The organism is Pseudomonas sp. KNUC1026 (assembly GCF_021650705.1).
GTDB lineage: Bacteria > Pseudomonadota > Gammaproteobacteria > Pseudomonadales > Pseudomonadaceae > Aquipseudomonas.
The window spans coordinates 2,614,061-2,629,476 of the sequence record NZ_CP087138.1; the positions used below are offsets into that span (position 1 = coordinate 2,614,061).

Annotated in this window: 12 protein-coding genes and 2 pseudogenes; 7 read left to right on the plus strand and 7 right to left on the minus strand. The window is 65.3% G+C overall.

The window, feature by feature from the left end; genetic code table 11:
• Nucleotides 1-54: 54 nt before the first annotated feature.
• Both LN139_RS12065 and LN139_RS12070 read left to right on the plus strand, forming a co-directional pair.
• A complete protein-coding gene (locus tag LN139_RS12065; RefSeq protein ID WP_236353458.1) occupies nt 55-2,469 on the plus strand; it encodes a glycosyl hydrolase family 28-related protein in 2,415 nt (804 codons plus the stop codon).
• Between the two features lie 52 nt (nt 2,470-2,521).
• Nucleotides 2,522-2,752: a hypothetical protein gene (locus tag LN139_RS12070; RefSeq protein ID WP_236353477.1), complete on the plus strand. Its 231-nt coding sequence runs from the start codon at nt 2,522-2,524 to the stop codon at nt 2,750-2,752.
• A gap of 55 nt (nt 2,753-2,807) precedes the next feature.
• Here the strand turns inward: LN139_RS12070 and LN139_RS12075 are convergent, their stop codons facing one another.
• The 5 genes from LN139_RS12075 to LN139_RS12095 all read right to left on the minus strand — a co-directional run bounded on the left by LN139_RS12075 (nt 2,808) and on the right by LN139_RS12095 (nt 7,777).
• Nucleotides 2,808-3,278, minus strand: a complete 471-nt coding sequence (locus LN139_RS12075; RefSeq protein WP_236353479.1) for a hypothetical protein — start codon at nt 3,276-3,278, stop codon at nt 2,808-2,810.
• A 217-nt stretch (nt 3,279-3,495) separates the two neighbouring features.
• Nucleotides 3,496-4,047 (minus strand): hypothetical protein, encoded by a 552-nt coding sequence (locus LN139_RS12080; RefSeq protein ID WP_236353481.1) that lies wholly within the window; start codon nt 4,045-4,047, stop codon nt 3,496-3,498.
• Nucleotides 3,966-5,387 (minus strand): hybrid sensor histidine kinase/response regulator, encoded by a 1,422-nt coding sequence (locus LN139_RS12085; RefSeq protein WP_236353502.1) that lies wholly within the window; start codon nt 5,385-5,387, stop codon nt 3,966-3,968. The genes LN139_RS12080 and LN139_RS12085 overlap by 82 nt, the downstream gene beginning before the upstream one ends.
• Complete coding sequence (locus LN139_RS12090) at nt 5,287-7,164, minus strand: transporter substrate-binding domain-containing protein (protein WP_236353509.1); 1,878 nt, start codon at nt 7,162-7,164, stop codon at nt 5,287-5,289. The genes LN139_RS12085 and LN139_RS12090 overlap by 101 nt, the downstream gene beginning before the upstream one ends.
• Entirely contained in the window at nt 7,151-7,777 is a 627-nt protein-coding gene (locus tag LN139_RS12095) for a response regulator transcription factor (RefSeq protein WP_236353511.1), read from the minus strand. Before LN139_RS12095 ends, LN139_RS12090 begins: the two co-directional genes overlap by 14 nt.
• 205 nt (nt 7,778-7,982) lie before the next feature.
• On the opposite strand from LN139_RS12095, the pseudogene LN139_RS12100 reads away from it, so the two are divergent.
• Nucleotides 7,983-9,007: pseudogene (locus LN139_RS12100) on the plus strand (DNA topoisomerase IB).
• Here LN139_RS12100 and LN139_RS12105 read toward each other — a convergent pair.
• Nucleotides 8,998-9,135, minus strand: coding sequence for a hypothetical protein (locus LN139_RS12105; protein WP_236353514.1), 138 nt, complete (start codon nt 9,133-9,135; stop codon nt 8,998-9,000). The pseudogene LN139_RS12100 and the gene LN139_RS12105 overlap by 10 nt on opposite strands.
• A gap of 123 nt (nt 9,136-9,258) precedes the next feature.
• Here LN139_RS12105 and LN139_RS12110 point away from each other — a divergent pair.
• The 4 genes and pseudogenes from LN139_RS12110 (at nt 9,259) to LN139_RS12125 (ending at nt 12,835) form a co-directional block, all read left to right on the plus strand.
• Nucleotides 9,259-10,060 (plus strand): annotated as a pseudogene (locus tag LN139_RS12110) (SDR family oxidoreductase).
• Nucleotides 10,053-11,861: a glycoside hydrolase family 15 protein gene (locus LN139_RS12115; protein ID WP_236353517.1), complete on the plus strand. Its 1,809-nt coding sequence runs from the start codon at nt 10,053-10,055 to the stop codon at nt 11,859-11,861. Before LN139_RS12110 ends, LN139_RS12115 begins: the two are co-directional and overlap by 8 nt.
• Nucleotides 11,862-12,076: 215 nt before the next feature.
• Nucleotides 12,077-12,265 (plus strand): carbon storage regulator CsrA, encoded by a 189-nt coding sequence (gene csrA / locus LN139_RS12120; RefSeq protein ID WP_097085035.1) that lies wholly within the window; start codon nt 12,077-12,079, stop codon nt 12,263-12,265.
• A gap of 90 nt (nt 12,266-12,355) precedes the next feature.
• Nucleotides 12,356-12,835 carry an FAD/FMN-containing dehydrogenase gene (locus LN139_RS12125; RefSeq protein ID WP_236353520.1) on the plus strand — a complete coding sequence of 160 codons (480 nt, stop codon included), beginning with the start codon at nt 12,356-12,358 and terminating at the stop codon, nt 12,833-12,835.
• A 32-nt stretch (nt 12,836-12,867) separates the two neighbouring features.
• Here LN139_RS12125 and LN139_RS12130 read toward each other — a convergent pair whose 3' ends face one another.
• Nucleotides 12,868-15,357: an excinuclease ABC subunit A gene (locus tag LN139_RS12130; RefSeq protein ID WP_442964306.1), complete on the minus strand. Its 2,490-nt coding sequence runs from the start codon at nt 15,355-15,357 to the stop codon at nt 12,868-12,870.
• Between the last annotated feature and the right edge of the window lie 59 nt (nt 15,358-15,416).

A 15,416-nucleotide genomic window follows, 5' to 3' on the forward strand; every position in this document is an offset into this window, starting at 1 on the left:
CAGGAGAGCAGTAAATGGGCACTCCCGCACCGGCCTGCGACCTTTGGAGCTCCAATGACAACTCTCCACTACAACGTTCGTGACTACGGCGCAGTCGGCGATGGCGTGACTGACGATACCGCTGCGATCCAGGCCACCATCGATGCCGCCCGGGCAGCGATCGATTCTGCCGACGAGATTGTCGACGCCCAGGTGTACTTGCCTGAAGGCACCTACATCGTCAGCGGTGACCCCGACCTGAACGCCAGCAGTTGCCTGCAGCTGTACAGCCGCGTGACCTTGGGCGGTGATGGAGCCGGCTCGACCGCCATCAAGCTTGCCGACGGCTGGGGCAAGGCGGTTACCGGGATCGTCCGAACCGCCGGCGAAACGCAGCACGCCGGCGCCCATGACCTGACGCTCGATGGCAACAGCGCCCACACCAGCGGCAGGGTGGATGGTTTCACTACCGGCGGGGAGAACCTGCGCGACAACCCGGACACCAATGTCACCCTCAGTGGCGTGGCCTTGGTCAACTGCAGCGGCAACGGGCTCAATGCCCAGGAGAACACCTACGGCCTGAGCGTCACTGACAGCGTGGCCAGCGGCAATGGCCTCGACGGCTTCTATGCGCACCTGGTGGGGGTGTTCAATCCGTACGTAGATGCGGGGGGCTTTCAGGACAATCGCAGCGAGAACAACGGCCGCAACGGCTTCACGCTGCTGCTGGACAACTACCGGACCACGCTGGCCGACAACGATGCCGCGCACAACGGCGGGCGCGGAATGCTCGTGCAGGGCCCGCTGGGCGAAGACCCCAACGACCGGGTGCAGATCACCGGTGGTGAGGTGTATGGCAATGGGGAAGAAGGTTTGCTGCTCAAGCAGACCGACTTCAGCCGAGTGAGCGGCGTCACGGTGCACGACAACGGAGGCGCTGCCATCGGCCTGTTCGGGAGCTCCGCCAATACCATCGCCGGCAACACCCTCTACAACAACGCCTTGGACCATGGCAACACGGAAGTGGCCTTGCAGGCATCGGACGATACCGACGTAGCGTCGATAGACTCCGCCACCGGCAACGCGGTGTACAACAACATCATCAGCGGTGGCCACGCCAGCTACGCCGTCAGCGAGCGCAACGAAGACCTCGTGGGCTTCAACACGGTGTTCGACAACTACTTCAGCCGCCTGGGCGATCCCGCCACGGTGTTTTATGGCACCGACAGCAGCGCCTTCAGCAACCACGCCGGGGTGGTGATCACCGGCACGGCCACCAGCGACACACTCAACGCGGCCGATGTAGCCGATACCCTCCTCTACGGCGGTGCCGGCAATGATCGCCTGACCGGCGGCGCCTACGATGACCTGCTCTACGGCGGCAGCGGCAGTGACCGCCTTACAGGGGGGGCCGGCGCGGACACCTTCCGTTACACCCATGCCAGTGACAGCGTGCGCGGCGCCAGCGACCTGATCACAGACTTCAAGCCCGGCGAAGACCAGCTCGACCTGGCCAGCCTGGGCTATTCGGGGCTGGGCGATGGCCACGACGGCACCCTGCGGATGATCTACAACGCAAGCCTGGACCGCACCTACCTGCGCAGCCTGGACGCCGATGCCAGTGGCCAGTATTTCCAGCTGGCACTGGCCGGCAATTACCTGGGCCTGCTGCACGCCGCTGACTTCGAAACGCTGCTCCAGGGTACAAGCGGCCGAGACACCCTGAACGGCACCGATGCCGATGAAACGCTGGCGGGCCTGGCCGGGCGCGACACCCTGAACGCCGGCGGTGGCAACGACTACCTGATTGGCGGCGCCGGTGCCGACCGGCTCACCGGTGGTGCCGGCGCAGACACCTTCGTGATCAATGTGCTGCACGACAGCTACGCCAACGACACCCGCGGGGTGGACTTCAGCGACACCCTCACCGACTTCGACTATCGCCAGGACGTGCTGGACCTGTCCGGGCTGGGCTTCACCGCACTGGGCAGCGGGCACGGCAGCACGCTCCAGGCCCTGCAGGTTGGCGGCACCGGCAACATGCTGCTGCGGTCACTGGACGCGGACGCCAATGGCAACTACTTCAAGCTGCTGCTGGAGAACGTCAATTACATCAACAATGCGGCTATCCGCTTCGGCGACCCGATCGCCACGCATTTCAACCAGCAACCTGCCAGTTACGACGACTACTACATCGACGCGCCGACTTCAGGGAACGATGTCATCGCCGGGTATTTCAGCGACGACCGCATCAATGGCCTGGCCGGCAACGACACCCTCCGTGGCCAGGCGGGGAACGACACCCTGGCGGGTAACGCAGGCGACGACATCCTCGAAGGCGGCAGTGGCAACGATACCTTGGCGGGCGGCAGCGGCAACGACCTGCTCAGCGGCGGCGCCGGGGACGATACGCTGGCAGGCGGAGCAGGGGCGGACCAGCTCAGCGCAGGCTCGGGCGCCGATACCTTCCGTTTCGCCCAGCCGGACTGACAGCCTGAGCGGCGCCAGTGACCTGATCACCGACTTTTCCGCAGGCCGCGATGTGATCGATGTGGCTGCCCTGGGCTACACCGGCCTTGGAGACGGCTACGGTGGCACCTTGAAGGTCAGCTACAACGCCGAAGCGGGCCGTACCTATGTTCAGGATTTCACCTCGACCCAGAGCGGCCAACACTTCGAGATCGCCTTGGCCGGAGACCACAGCCACGACCTGGGCGCAGGCCAGTTCGTGTTCGCCGGGGCGGGGCCCGAGTTGACGTTGCTGGGGGTGTAGGGCCTGGTTGATCTTCTCAGGGCCGCCGCATGGCTATCGAAGCGCAGCGGCCCTGTCAGAGATCGTCACATCGAATATCTGCTCGATCACCTGACGGGGGCCCTGGTTGAGGCTCCATGCGAGAGATGACGAGCAAACCCAACAAGAGCACGAAGATAATGGAAGCCACTACACCTTGTGAGACCCCCAACCAGTAGTTCGGTTTGTAAGCCTGCATTTCTGATTTGAGTTTGCTTTGGTAATGGTCTTCCAGTTGCTCTGCTCGGCCCTCAAGCGTGATCGTAAGAAAGCTCTGTGCGATGTTGTCCGCCTGAGTACGATAAGCCTGAAGCTGAAAAGCAGAATTACTGACCTCATGAAACTGGGTGAGATCGGCACTGCAAGCTGGCCGGCCATTTCGTTTGCAGAACGCCTCGATGTACTCAATTTTTTGGCGCTTGTAAAGTGAATAAGCAATGATGCCTAGAATATCGTCTTCACTTTCTACCAACCTTTCGTAAATGAAATTTTGCGACCCGCCCCCCATATACTGCTACGCCTTCCTTAATTGCCGAGAAGCCGCCTCGAAAGCCGACTTGATATCCTCTGTGCTGTGTCGGCTCCCATAGATGATGGCATCCACTTCCGGCGAAAAAGCCCTTTCATATCAAGCCGTTTTTTGGAGATTCTATGGCTGATTTCGGAGATAAACTCACTCGAAAACAGGACTTTGATATCCATGAGCGATGCACCTTAAGTACGTTTTAATCGCAGCAAATTAACACGCCCAAGTATGGAAGATTAGATAAAAAACATGTCGACACAAGTGCATAGAGGCGATAACCCTCGTCGCCCCTCACTCCACCACCTGCACCTCTCTCCCGCCCTTCCAGGCCCACCACCAACCCCTCCATCGCCTCCAGCAACTCCGGCAACCGATCCGCCCCGCGCCGCACCGCTTCGCACAACTCGATCACCGCCTTTGCCCGTACGATCCGTGCGCCACCCAGCACCCGGTGCAGCACTTCACGGTCCGCGCCATCGCGCGCCAGCAAGGCGTGGTCCTTGCGCAAGGCATCGATCAAGGTCTGCGCCAGGTTGGCCAGGGTGGCCGGGTCCGAGCCCGCCAGGTTGCGCAGCACATTGGCGTCATAGGGCAAGGCGGCACCTGCTTCGACACGCACCGGCTCACCCAACAGCGCCTCGGCCAGCGCCCTCAACCCGAGCGGCTTGATCAGGCAGTCATCCATGCCGGCACGCAGGCAGCGCTGGCGCTGGGCGCTGCCAGGCTCTGCGGTGTAGCCCAGCAAGCGCACCGGCGTGCGCCCTGGCGTTGTTCCGCCAGGCGAATGGCGCGGGCGAGCTGGTAGCCGTCCATGCCGGGCATGTGGCAGTCGCAGATCACTCGGTCGAACGGCTCGGCCAGCCAGGCACGCAGCCCGGCCTTGCCGTCGTTGGCCAAGGTCACCCGGTGTCCCAGGTGGCGCAGTTGCTGGTCCAGCAGCAGGCGGCTGGGCGTGTAGTCCTCCACCACCAGAATGTGCAGAGGCGCCTGGGCCGGCGGCTCGCCAGCAACCGGTGGGGGCTGGCTGGCCGGCAACTGGGCCAGCGGCAGCAACAGGCGCAGCTCCACGCGCGTGCCCTTGCCCAGCTGGCTGCTCAGGCGCAATTCGCCGCCCATCAAGCGCGCCAGGTGATGGCAGATGTTCAGGCCAAGGCCGGAGCCGGAGAGGTTGCCCTGTTGATGGTTGGTGGCTTGCGACCAGGGCTGGCCGAGGCGCGCCAGGTCACCGGCCGGGATGCCGATGCCGTTGTCGATCACCACCAGGCGCACCTGCAAGTGCTCGCCTTGGGCCGCCGCCAGCAGGCGCACGCGCACCTCCCCCTTCGGGGTGAACTTGATGGCGTTGCCCAGCAGATTGCCCAACAGCTGGCGCAGGCGCAGCGGGTCGGCTTGCACAGCCCACGGCCCGCCGCGCTGGGCTAGCTGAAGATGCACGCCGCGGTGCCGCGCCTGGCCATGAAACAGCCGTACGCAGGCTTCGATCACGTCATTGAGGGCTATCGGTTGAGGGTGCAGGCTCAGTTGGCCGGCTTCGATGCGGCTGATGTCCAGCACATCGTCGAGCAGCGCCAGCAGGCCGCTGGCGGCCTCGCTGGCCACCTCGAGCGCCACCTCGTTGACCTGGCCCTGCTCGGCGTGCCGGCGGGCCAGTTCGAGCATGCCCAGCACCGCATTCATCGGCGTACGGATTTCATGGCTGGCGGTCGCCAGAAAGCGCGTCTTGGCTCGGTTGGCAGCGTCGGCGTTATCGCGGGCCTGGCGCACCGCTTCATACAGGCCCTGGCGCTCGGTGACATCCAGCCAGCCACAGATCAGCCCCGCCACTGCACCGTCGCTGCCGCGGTACGGCAGGGTCCAGTGGTAGAGCGTGAGCACGCGACCGTCGTCGAGGTTCACGCAGTGGTCGCCGATGATGGGTTGGCCAGTGGCGACGGCCTGTTGGTACACCTGCTCGAACGCTTCACGCTGCGCCCGCGCCAGCGGCAGGCTGTCAGTGGCGCGCCGGCCCAGCAGCGACTCGCGGCTGACCCCGAAGGGTATCGAGGTAACTGGCGTTGCAATTGAGCAAGCGGCCGCGGCGGTCGCGCACATACAGCGGGTGCGGCGTGCCATCGATCAACACCCGCATGAACTCCAGCTGGTCGGTGAGCGCCGCTTCAGCGGCCTTGCGCCACTGCACTTGCCGGCGCAGGTGGCCGGCCCAGGCCAGCGCCAGCAGGCACAGCAACACGGCGGCCACCAACCCTGCGATGATCGCCAGGCCGTAACGCGGCCAGCTCGACTCCCCCACCGCCACGTGGCCACGCCAGCGCCGGCTGATGTCTTCAAGCTCGGTGGGCGCCAGGTAATCCAGGGCCTGGTCGATGACCCGCCGCAACTGCTCGTCGTCGGCGCCCAGGGCGAAGCGAAAGCGCAGCGGCGGCAATGGCAGCACCGCACTGATGCGCAGCTCGCCAGGTGCATCGCGAGCAATCAGCGCGCGGGCGCTCACCAGGCTCACCAGCGCTGCGTCGGCGCGGCCCCGTGCAACCTGCGCCAGGGCCTGCTCGCTGCCTAGTGCCGGCAGGCGGCGCACCGACGGCGCCAGGGCCTGCACGGTCTGCCAGCCGGGGCTGCCTTGAGGAATGGCCAGCGTGCGCCCGACCATGTCGCCCAACGTGACCGGTGCCTTGGCGTGTTTGCGGCTGACCAGCACCATGCTGCTGGCAAGCCAGGCACGGGAAAACAGCATGTGCTGGCGGCGCTGGGCGGTCGCCGGCACGCTGGAGGCCATGCGCGCGCGGCCGCTGTCCACCGCTTCGATGAGTTCCGGCAGGTTGGCCACCGGCACCGCTTCGAAGCGCAGGCCGGTGAGCTGGCTGATGCGGCTGAGCACGTCGCCCGCGATGCCACTGAGCATGCCTTGGTCGTTTAGGTAAGCCACCGGCACGAAGCGCCCGTTCACTGCCACGGTAATGGTCGGCTGCGCGGCCACCCAGTCGCGGTCGGCCTTGCTCAGGTTGAGGCGGCCCTCAGGCATCGGCACCAACGGATTGACCGCCCAGGTGCGCAACAGGTGGCTGGGCAGTTCGCTGCCCATGGCCTCGATGGCACGGTCGACCAGCCCGCGCAGGCGGGCGTCGCGCGGGTTGAGAGCAAACCCCAGCCCTGCGGGGGTTTCGCTGGGCAGCCGGGCCAGGCCCAGGTTGTTCAACTGGCTGCGGTCAAGCTGCCGGCGCAGCGCCACCGCGTTGCCCAGCACCACATCGGCCTGGCCGAACGACACCGCTGCCAGCGCTGCCAGCAGCGAGGGGTAGGTGGTCACCACGGCGTGCGGGCACAGGCTCACCACCCGAGCCAACGGCATGTAGCCTGCGACCACCGCAGCGCGCGGGCCGCAGTCGGCTGCCAGTGTCGGCGTGTCGACCCGCCGGGCAAGGCTCGGGTGCTCGGTTGCATAGGGTGCGCTCAGTGCGGCGTGGTGCAGCACCGTGTCGAACGCCCCGGCACCGCCTACAAGGTCGACCTCCCCTTTACGCAAGGCGGTGAATGCCGCATCGCGGTCGATGAACCGGCGCACCTGCACTGGCACCCCCAGCAGTTGCCCGAGCAGCCCGGCCATGTCGGCGTTGATGCCCTCATAGGCGCTGCCGTCACCGGTCATGTCGAAAGGCGGATAGTCGAGCCGGCCCACGCCAATGCGCAGCGCACCGTGCGCATCGAGCCACTGGCGGTCTTCGGTGCTCAACGCCAGCCGGCTGTGCCAGCCGGGTGAGGCTTGCACCCTGGCGCGCAGTGGCGGCTGGTCATGCCCGGCACAGGCCGAGGCCCAGGTCACCAACCACAGCGCCAGCCAGTGCCAGGCGCTGCCGCGCTCAGCACAGCGCATGGCGGCGGGCAACGTCGGCCAGCGAAACCAGCGAGCTGCAGTGCAGCTTCTGCATCAGCCGCAGCTTGTAGCTGCTCACCGTTTTCACGCTAAGGGCCATGTTGGCGGCGGTCTCCTTGTTGCTGAAGCCGCGCGAAAGGTGATGCAACACCATCATTTCGCGGTCGCTCAGCGAGGCCAGCGCACGCGCTTCGGACCCACCGCTGTCGGTGCTGCGCACGCTGCTCATGGCCACGGCCGGGAAGTAACTGTAACCATGCGCCACCGCCTGCACGGCGTTGCGCAACTCGCCCAAGTCGTCGCCCTTGGAGATGAACGCCATGGCCCCAGCCCGGCGGCAGCGCAAGGCGTAGAACTCCGCTGGCTGGGAAGTCAGCACCAGGATCCGGATCGGCAAACACATCGCACGCAGCCGGGCGATCACTGCCAGGCCGTCGAGCAGCGGCATCGCCAGGTCGATGATGGCCAGGTCCGGCACCAGCTCGCGGGCCAGTTGCAGCGCCAGGCGCCCGTTGTCGGCCTCCCCTACCGTGCGCACGCCGTCCTGGCCCAGCAGCAGTGCAACGCTCGCACGAATGAAAGGGTGATCGTCAACGATCAGGGCTCTGTACACGGGCGCTCCTTGGCACGGGGATGCAATGCTTGCGGAGCGCCATTATGCGAAGGCAAGGGCTGAGTCTTCTGTAGGAACTTTCAGCAATGACCGTCGGAAAAGCGGAAATTTACGCCGAATCCGACAGCCATCGTCGCGTTGTTTTGTAGGACTTTTCCCAAACTCTCCGTGTCAATCCTACAGAGCCTCACACGGACGACCTGCCATGCCCGAACCGATCCTGCCCCCCAGCCTGCATTACGTCGACGACAGCCAGCCCGGCTGGCAGCGCCGCACAGTCCGCGGCAAATTCGCCTATTTCGACCTTGATGGCGAGCGCATCCGCGACAAGGCTACGGTCGAACGCCTGAACAAACTGGCGATCCCGCCAGCCTACACCGATGTATGGATCTGCCCCGACCCCGCTGGCCACCTCCAGGCCACCGGCCGCGATGCACGCAAGCGCAAGCAGTACCGTTATCACCCGCTGTGGCGAGAGCTGCGTGATGCCGACAAGTACACACGCATGATCGCTTTCGGCAAAGGCCTGCCCAAGGTGCGCAAGCAGCTCGAAGCACACCTGGCAACGCCCGGGCTGTCACGTGACACGGTGATGGCGCTGGTGGTGAGCCTGCTGGATCAGACGCTGATCCGCATCGGCAACACCCAGTACGCCCGCGACAACCGCTCCTACGGGCTGACGACCCTGCGCAACCGCCACGCCGAAGTGCAAGGCGCTGCGGTGAAGTTTCACTTTCGCGGCAAAAGCGGCGTCGACCACGCGGTCGAACTCAACGACAAGCGCCTAGCGCGCATCATCCGCAGGTGCCAGGAGCTGCCGGGGCAGCAGCTGTTCCAGTACCTGGACGAAGATGGCAATCGCCACAACGTCAGCTCTCACGACGTGAACGAGTACCTGAAAACCCTGCACGGCGAGGACTTCACCGCCAAGGACTACCGTACCTGGGCCGGCTCCGCCCTGGCGCTGTCGATGCTGCGTGAGTTGCCCTGGCAGCCGGATGCCGAGGCCAAGCGGCACATCGTCGACCAGGTCAAGGCGGTGGCCAAGGCGCTGGGCAACACGCCGGCGGTGTGCAAGCGCTGCTACATTCACCCCGCTGTGCTGGAGCGCTTCGCCATGGGTGAGCTGGAAAACTGCCCAAGCCACGCAAGCGAGTAGGGCTACGCGAGGAGGAAGTGGTGCTGGCGGCCTTTCTCGACAAACTCGAGCAAGTCGCGCATCAACTCTGACGCGGGTCGGGATTGGCGGGCGCACGCTTGTGCTCGCCCTTCTCGTTCAGGCGCTTGTTCTGCTCACCCACTTTGCCGGCGTTCTCGGGCTTGTGGTCGAGGTCTTCGCGTTTGGATGGGCCAGTCATGAGCGGTCTCCAATTTGAGTGATCACTCAACTGAGACTGCGCGCGGCCCCCGATGATTCAGCCTGGAACTCTGCCAGCGGCCCGCCGGTCAGCTGACAGACGCTTACCGCACAGGCTACCGACATGAATATTTCGCTGAGCAAACAAGTTGCGCTGGTGACCGGCGCCAGCTCCGGGCTGGGCTACGCCTGCGCCGAAACCCTGGCTGCGGCCGGGGCCTGGGTTGCGATCAACTACCACAGCCATGCCGAGCCTGCCGAGGAACTGGCCGCGCGCATTCGCGAACAAGGCGGCCAGGCCATTGCGCTGGGCGGTGATGTGTCGCGCGAGGACGACGTGCAGCGGCTGATTGCGCAAACCGTCGAGGCGTTCGGTGCGCTGGACATTCTGGTCGCCAACTCCGGCCTGCAAAAAGATGCGCCGATCGCAGACATGACCCTGGAAGACTGGAACACGGTGATTTCCACCAACCTCACCGGCCAGTTCCTCTGCGCCCGCGAGGCGCTGCGCCAGTTCCGCCGCCAGGGGCCGCGCCCGTGGCTGTCGCGGGCACACGGCAAGATCATCCACATGAGCTCGGTGCACCAGCGCATCCCATGGGCCGGCCATGCCAACTACGCCGCGTCCAAGGGCGGCATCGACCTGCTCGATGCAAACCCTGGCGCAGGAGCTGGGCAGCGAACGCATCCGCATCAATGCCATCGCCCCCGGCGCGATCGCCACCGCCATCAACGCAGAGAATACCCAGGGCGACGCCGCCAAGCGGCTGCTGGAACTGATTCCCTATGGCCGAATCGGCGAACCGCAGGATGTGGCCAATGCGGTGCTGTGGCTGGCCTCGGACCTGTCGGACTACGTGCATGGCACCACGCTGTTCATCGATGGCGGGATGAGCCTGTACCCGGAGTTTCGCAACAATGGATGAAGCCTGGCGCCCGCTGCCCATCGCCGACCACGGCATCATCGGCAACATGCGCAGTGCCGCATTGGTTGCCTGCGACGGCAGCATCGACTTCTGCTGCTGGCCTGACTTCGACAGCCCGACGCTGTTCTGCGCTTTGCTCGACACGCCCAAGGCAGGCCTGTTCAGCCTTGCCCCGTTGATGCCCGATGCGCGCCGCATGCAGATCTACCTGCCGGGCAGTAACGTACTGCGCACCCGCTGGATCAGCGGCGAGACCATGGTCGAAGTCACCGACCTGATGCCCATCACCACAGCCGCCGATGCGCCGCCGCGGATCGTACGGCGCGTTCAGGTTGCCCACGGGCAGGCGCGCATCGAGCTGCACTGCCGCGTAGCCCATGACTACGCGCGCGCCGAGACGCAGGCGAAGGCTGAGGGCGACGCCGTGCACTTCAGCGCGCCCGGCCAGCCGAGCCTGCGGCTGGTCGGCAGCCAACCGCTTGAGGTGCATGAGCACACGGCGCGGGCGCAATTCGACCTCAAGCAAGGCGAGTGCGCCGAATTCATCCTCGGCGCGGTGGACGACCCCCTGGTCGCCGCCGGGCATGCCGAGCGCTGCCTGAACGACACGCTGGCCTTCTGGCGCGGCTGGCTCGCCAAGTCGCGTTACCGCGGCCGTTGGCGCGAGGCGGTCGAACGCTCCGCGCTGGCGCTCAAGCTGCTGACTTCACGCCAGCACGGCGCAATCCTCGCCGCGCCTACATTCGGCCTGCCGGAAACGCCAGGTGGCGAGCGCAACTGGGACTATCGCTACACCTGGATCCGTGACGCCTCATTCACCGTGTATGCGTTCATGCGGCTGGGCTTCAGCGAGGAGGCCAATGCCTACGTGCACTGGGTGCGCGAACGGGTCAGCGATTGCTGCGGCGAGCAACGGCCGCTGCGCCTGATGTACGGCCAGGACGGCCGCGAAGAGCTGCCCGAAAGCACCCTCGACCACCTGCGCGGCCACGGTGGCGCCCGGCCGGTACGCATCGGCAACCAGGCCTATGAACAGAAGCAGCTGGATATCTATGGCGAGCTGATGGACGCGGTGTACCTGGCCAACAAATACGGCGAGGCGATGACGCATCAGGGCTGGCGCAATTGCCAGGCGCTGGTTGATCACGTCTGCGCGCACTGGCAGGAAGAGGACGTCGGGATCTGGGAAAAACGTGATGCGCCGCAGCACTTTCTGCATTCCCGGCTGATGTGCTGGGTGGCGGTGGACCGTGCTATTCGCCTGGCTCAGAAGCGCTCGCTGCCCGCCCCGTTCGCCGAGTGGGAACAGGCGCGCCAAGCCATCCACAACGACATCTGGGACAACTTCTGGAACGCGGAGCTGGGGCATTTCGTGCAGGCTCTCGGCAGCACCCGCCTGGACGGCGCGATGCTGCTGATGCCGTTGGTGCGATTCGTCGGGGCGACAGATCCGCAGTGGATCGCTACCCTGCGCGCCATTGAGCGCGAGCTGGTGCGTGACGGGATGGTCTATCGCTATCGCCAGGATGACGGCTTACCTAGCCAGGAAGGCGCCTTCACGGCGTGCTCGTTCTGGTATGTCGAGTGCCTGGCACGCGCTGGCGAGGTAGACCGGGCACATCTTGAATTCGAACAGTTGCTGCGGTATGCCGGCCCCACCGGGCTGTATGCCGAAGAGTTCGATGAGCGCGCCCATCCACTGGGCAACGCGCCACAAGCCCTCAGCCACCTGGCTCTGATCAGCGCCGCGACTTATCTGAATCGACTGCTCGACGGTGAAGCAATCCAATGGCAACCCTGAGGCAGGCAATGGTGGCAATTGAAACAATTCATCCACCCGTGCTAGGCGGCGGTGCGTGTTCAAGCGATACTTGTGTACGCCATCGCGGTTTATTCCGTAAGCATTTTCTTATGTGACTACACTGTTTTGGAATTAATCGTTCATCCCAGCGTCTCTTGGTCAACGACATTACGTCACCCAGAGCGGTACCCCCAGCAAGGATCAAGGAGCCTTACATGCTGATTCTCACGCGCAAAGTCGGCGAAAGCATTGTTGTCAACGACGATATCAAGATCACTATTCTCGGCGTGAAGGGCATGCAGGTGCGCATCGGCATCGACGCACCCAAAGATGTTCAGGTTCACCGTGAAGAAATCTACAAACGCATCCAGGCCGGCACACCTGCCCCTGAAAAAGCCGAATAACCCTTTTTCCTTTCCTCGGCCTGCCGGCCTCCCAAGCCTTCATCGATTGCCGGGCGCTCTGCCCGGCAGGCCCCTGCGAGACCTTCCCCAATGACGCTTCGACACGCGCTTGCCGCCTGCCTGTTGTGTTTGCCGCTGCTTGCCCAGGCCGCCGAGCCGGGCGACCCGGTACCTGCCTTTACCCTGCTCGACCAGTTCGACGCGCCCTTTACATTGGGCCCGGACACCCAGCTGATTCTGGTTGCCCGCAGCATGGGCGCGGCCAAGCTGATGGACGCAGCACTCAAGGACCAGCCCAGCGGCTACCTGGAGGCACGCCATGCGGTTTACGTGGCCGATATCGAGCGCATGCCGGCGGTGGCCAAACTGTTCGCCATCCCATCGATGCGCTCGGCCAAATACCGCATCCTGCTCGACCAGGAAGCGCGGGTTGCCGCCCCACTGGACGGCGACCGCGACACCGTACAATGGCTGGCGGTAAAGAGCGGCAAAGTGGCTGAAGTGAAGAAGTTCGCTGACGCCCAGCAGCTTCGCGCAGCGCTGGAAAGCGCGGCCAAAACGGCAGGCTGAAAGACACCGGCGGCCACCGCCGCCGGTGTCTTCTACAGATAGGCAGCGGTTCGGCTCAGCTCACACTGTCCGATATCCGCCGGCACTCCGGCAAACACGATCTGCCCACCCTCCTCGCCCGCGCCCGGGCCGATGTCGAGCAACCAGTCCGCCTGGGCGACCACGCGCATGTTGTGCTCCACCAGCACCACCGTGCTGCCATCGTCTACCAGCCTGTGCAGCTGCGCCATCAAACGGTCGACGTCACTGGCATGCAGGCCGGTGGTGGGTTCGTCGAGCACGTACAGCGTGCCGCCGCGTTGCGCGCGCTGCAGCTCGGTGGCGAGCTTTATGCGCTGCGCCTCGCCGCCGGAGAGCTCGGTGGCCGGCTGGCCGAGGCGCAGGTAACCCAGGCCGATATCGCGCAGCACCGCCAGCGGGCGCGCCACTGCCGGCTGCTCGGCGAACACCTCGCACGCATCGTCGACGGTGAGATCCAGCACCTGGGCGATGGTGAGCCCTTCCCAGGTCACTTCAAGCGTCGGCGGCGCATAGCGCGCACCCTCGCACACCGGGCACGGCGCATACACCGATGGCATGAACAGCAGCTCGACGCTGACGAAGCCCTCACCCTCGCAGCGTGAGCAGCGGCCCTTGGCAACGTTGAAAGAAAACTGCCCGGCATCGAAGCCACGCGCCTTGGCCGCAGGCGTTGCAGCAAACAGCTTGCGCACCGCATCGAACAAGCCGGTGTAGGTGGCCAGGTTCGAACGCGGCGTGCGGCCGATCGGCTTCTGGTCGACCCACACCAGCCGGCGCAGGCGATCCAGCCCTTCCACCACCGCGCCCTGGGTGCGCTCCAGCGACAGGTCTTCAAGTTCCGCATCGGCTTCTGGCGCCGGCGGCACCTTGCCCAGGCCTTGCTCGACCAGCTCCAGCAGTGCCTGGCTGATCAGGCTGGACTTGCCCGAACCTGACACCCCGGTCACCGCCGTCAGGCAGCCCAATGGAAAGGCGGCGTCCAGTTCACGCAAGTTGTTGCGCGTCACCCCGGCCAGGCGCAGCCAGCCTTGCGCCCCGCGTACCGCTCGCTCGACCGCGGGCACCTGGCCGAACAGATAGCGCGCGGTGTGGGAGGCCGACACCTCGGCAAGCCCTGCCAACGGCCCGCTGTAGAGCACCTGGCCACCCTGCTCTCCTGCGGCCGGGCCCACGTCGACGATCCAGTCGGCGCGGCGCAAGGTGCGCAAATCATGCTCGACCACGAACAGCGAGTTGCCGGCGCGCTTGAGCCCTTCCAACGCCTCCAGCAGGGCATCGCCATCGGCCGGGTGCAGGCCTGCAGAAGGCTCGTCGAGCACATAGACCACACCGAACAGCTGCGAGGTGAGTTGCGTGGCCAGGCGCAGGCGCTGCAGCTCGCCGGACGACAACGTCGTGGTGCCGCGTTCGAGGGTCAGATAACCCAGGCCCAGCTCGGTGAGCGTGGCGATGCGCGTCAGCAACCCTGCCGCCATGTGCCGCGCGGCCAAGGCCTTCTCGGCACTCGAACCCTCGGCCGAATCCCCCTGTGCAACCTGCTCCAGCAAGGCTGCCAGCCGTGTGAGCGGCAAGCGCTGCAGCTCGCCGATGTCGAGCCCGGCAAAGCGCACCGCCAGCGCCTCGGCCTTCAGCCGTTTGCCGTGGCAGGCCGGGCACAGGCTGCCGACCATGAACTGGCTCACGCGTTTTTTCATCTGCGCGCTTTGGGAATGGCTGAAAGTGTGCAGCACGTAACGGCGTGCGCCGCTGAACGTGCCCATGTAGCTGGGCTCAAGCTTCTGCTTGAGCGCACGTTGGGTTTGCTCGGGGCTCAGGCCGGCATGCACCGGCACGGTGGGCGTTTCATCGGTGAACAGAATCCAGTCGCGCTGCGCCTGGGGCAGCTCGCGCCAGGGGCGGTCGACGTCGTAGCCCAGCGTGACAAGAATGTCGCGGTAGTTCTGGCCCTGCCAGGCCGTAGGCCAGGCCGCCACGGCGCGCTCGCGGATCGTCAGTGAGTCGTCCGGCACCATCGAGCGCTCGGTGACCTCATACACACGGCCCAGGCCATGGCAGGTGGGGCAAGCGCCCTGCGGCGTGTTGGCGGAGAAATCCTCGGCATACAGCATCGCCGCGCCCTCGGGAAAGTGGCCCGCCCGCGAATAGAGCATGCGCACCAGGCTGCCCAGCCCGGTGACGCTGGCAAGGCTTGAGCGTGTGCTGGGCGTGCCGCGCTGTTGCTGAAGCGCTACCGCCGGTGGCAGGCCGTCGATGCTGTCGACGTCCGGCACACCGACCTGATCGATCAGCCGCCGCGCATACGGCGCAACAGATTCGAAATAACGCCGCTGGGCCTCGGCGTACAGCGTCCCGAAGGCCAAAGAGGATTTGCCGGAACCCGACACGCCACTGAACACCACCAGCGCATCGCGGGGGATGTCGACGTCGACGTTCTTGAGGTTGTGCTCGCGGGCACCACGGACGCGGACGAAACCGTTTGAAGCGGGCATAGGCAGATGCATCCTTTGAAGTACAAGGTTGCCTGTGCGCTATCGATACACGGCCTGCTGTTCGAACGGTT

Bases quoted from the DNA above. Each gene is read 5' to 3' on its own strand.
- LN139_RS12065 (WP_236353458.1), top strand. From the start codon at position 55: ATGACAACTCTCCACTACAACGTTCGTGACTACGGCGCAGTCGGCGAT.
- LN139_RS12105 (WP_236353514.1), bottom strand. From the start codon at position 9,135: ATGACTGGCCCATCCAAACGCGAAGACCTCGACCACAAGCCCGAGAAC.
- csrA (WP_097085035.1), top strand. From the start codon at position 12,077: ATGCTGATTCTCACGCGCAAAGTCGGCGAAAGCATTGTTGTCAACGAC.
- LN139_RS12130 (WP_442964306.1), bottom strand. From the start codon at position 15,357: ATGCATCTGCCTATGCCCGCTTCAAACGGTTTCGTCCGCGTCCGTGGT.
- LN139_RS12115 (WP_236353517.1), top strand. From the start codon at position 10,053: ATGGATGAAGCCTGGCGCCCGCTGCCCATCGCCGACCACGGCATCATC.
- LN139_RS12085 (WP_236353502.1), bottom strand. From the start codon at position 5,387: ATGTGCGCGACCGCCGCGGCCGCTTGCTCAATTGCAACGCCAGTTACC.
- LN139_RS12075 (WP_236353479.1), bottom strand. From the start codon at position 3,278: ATGGGGGGCGGGTCGCAAAATTTCATTTACGAAAGGTTGGTAGAAAGT.
- LN139_RS12125 (WP_236353520.1), top strand. From the start codon at position 12,356: ATGACGCTTCGACACGCGCTTGCCGCCTGCCTGTTGTGTTTGCCGCTG.
- LN139_RS12090 (WP_236353509.1), bottom strand. From the start codon at position 7,164: ATGCGCTGTGCTGAGCGCGGCAGCGCCTGGCACTGGCTGGCGCTGTGG.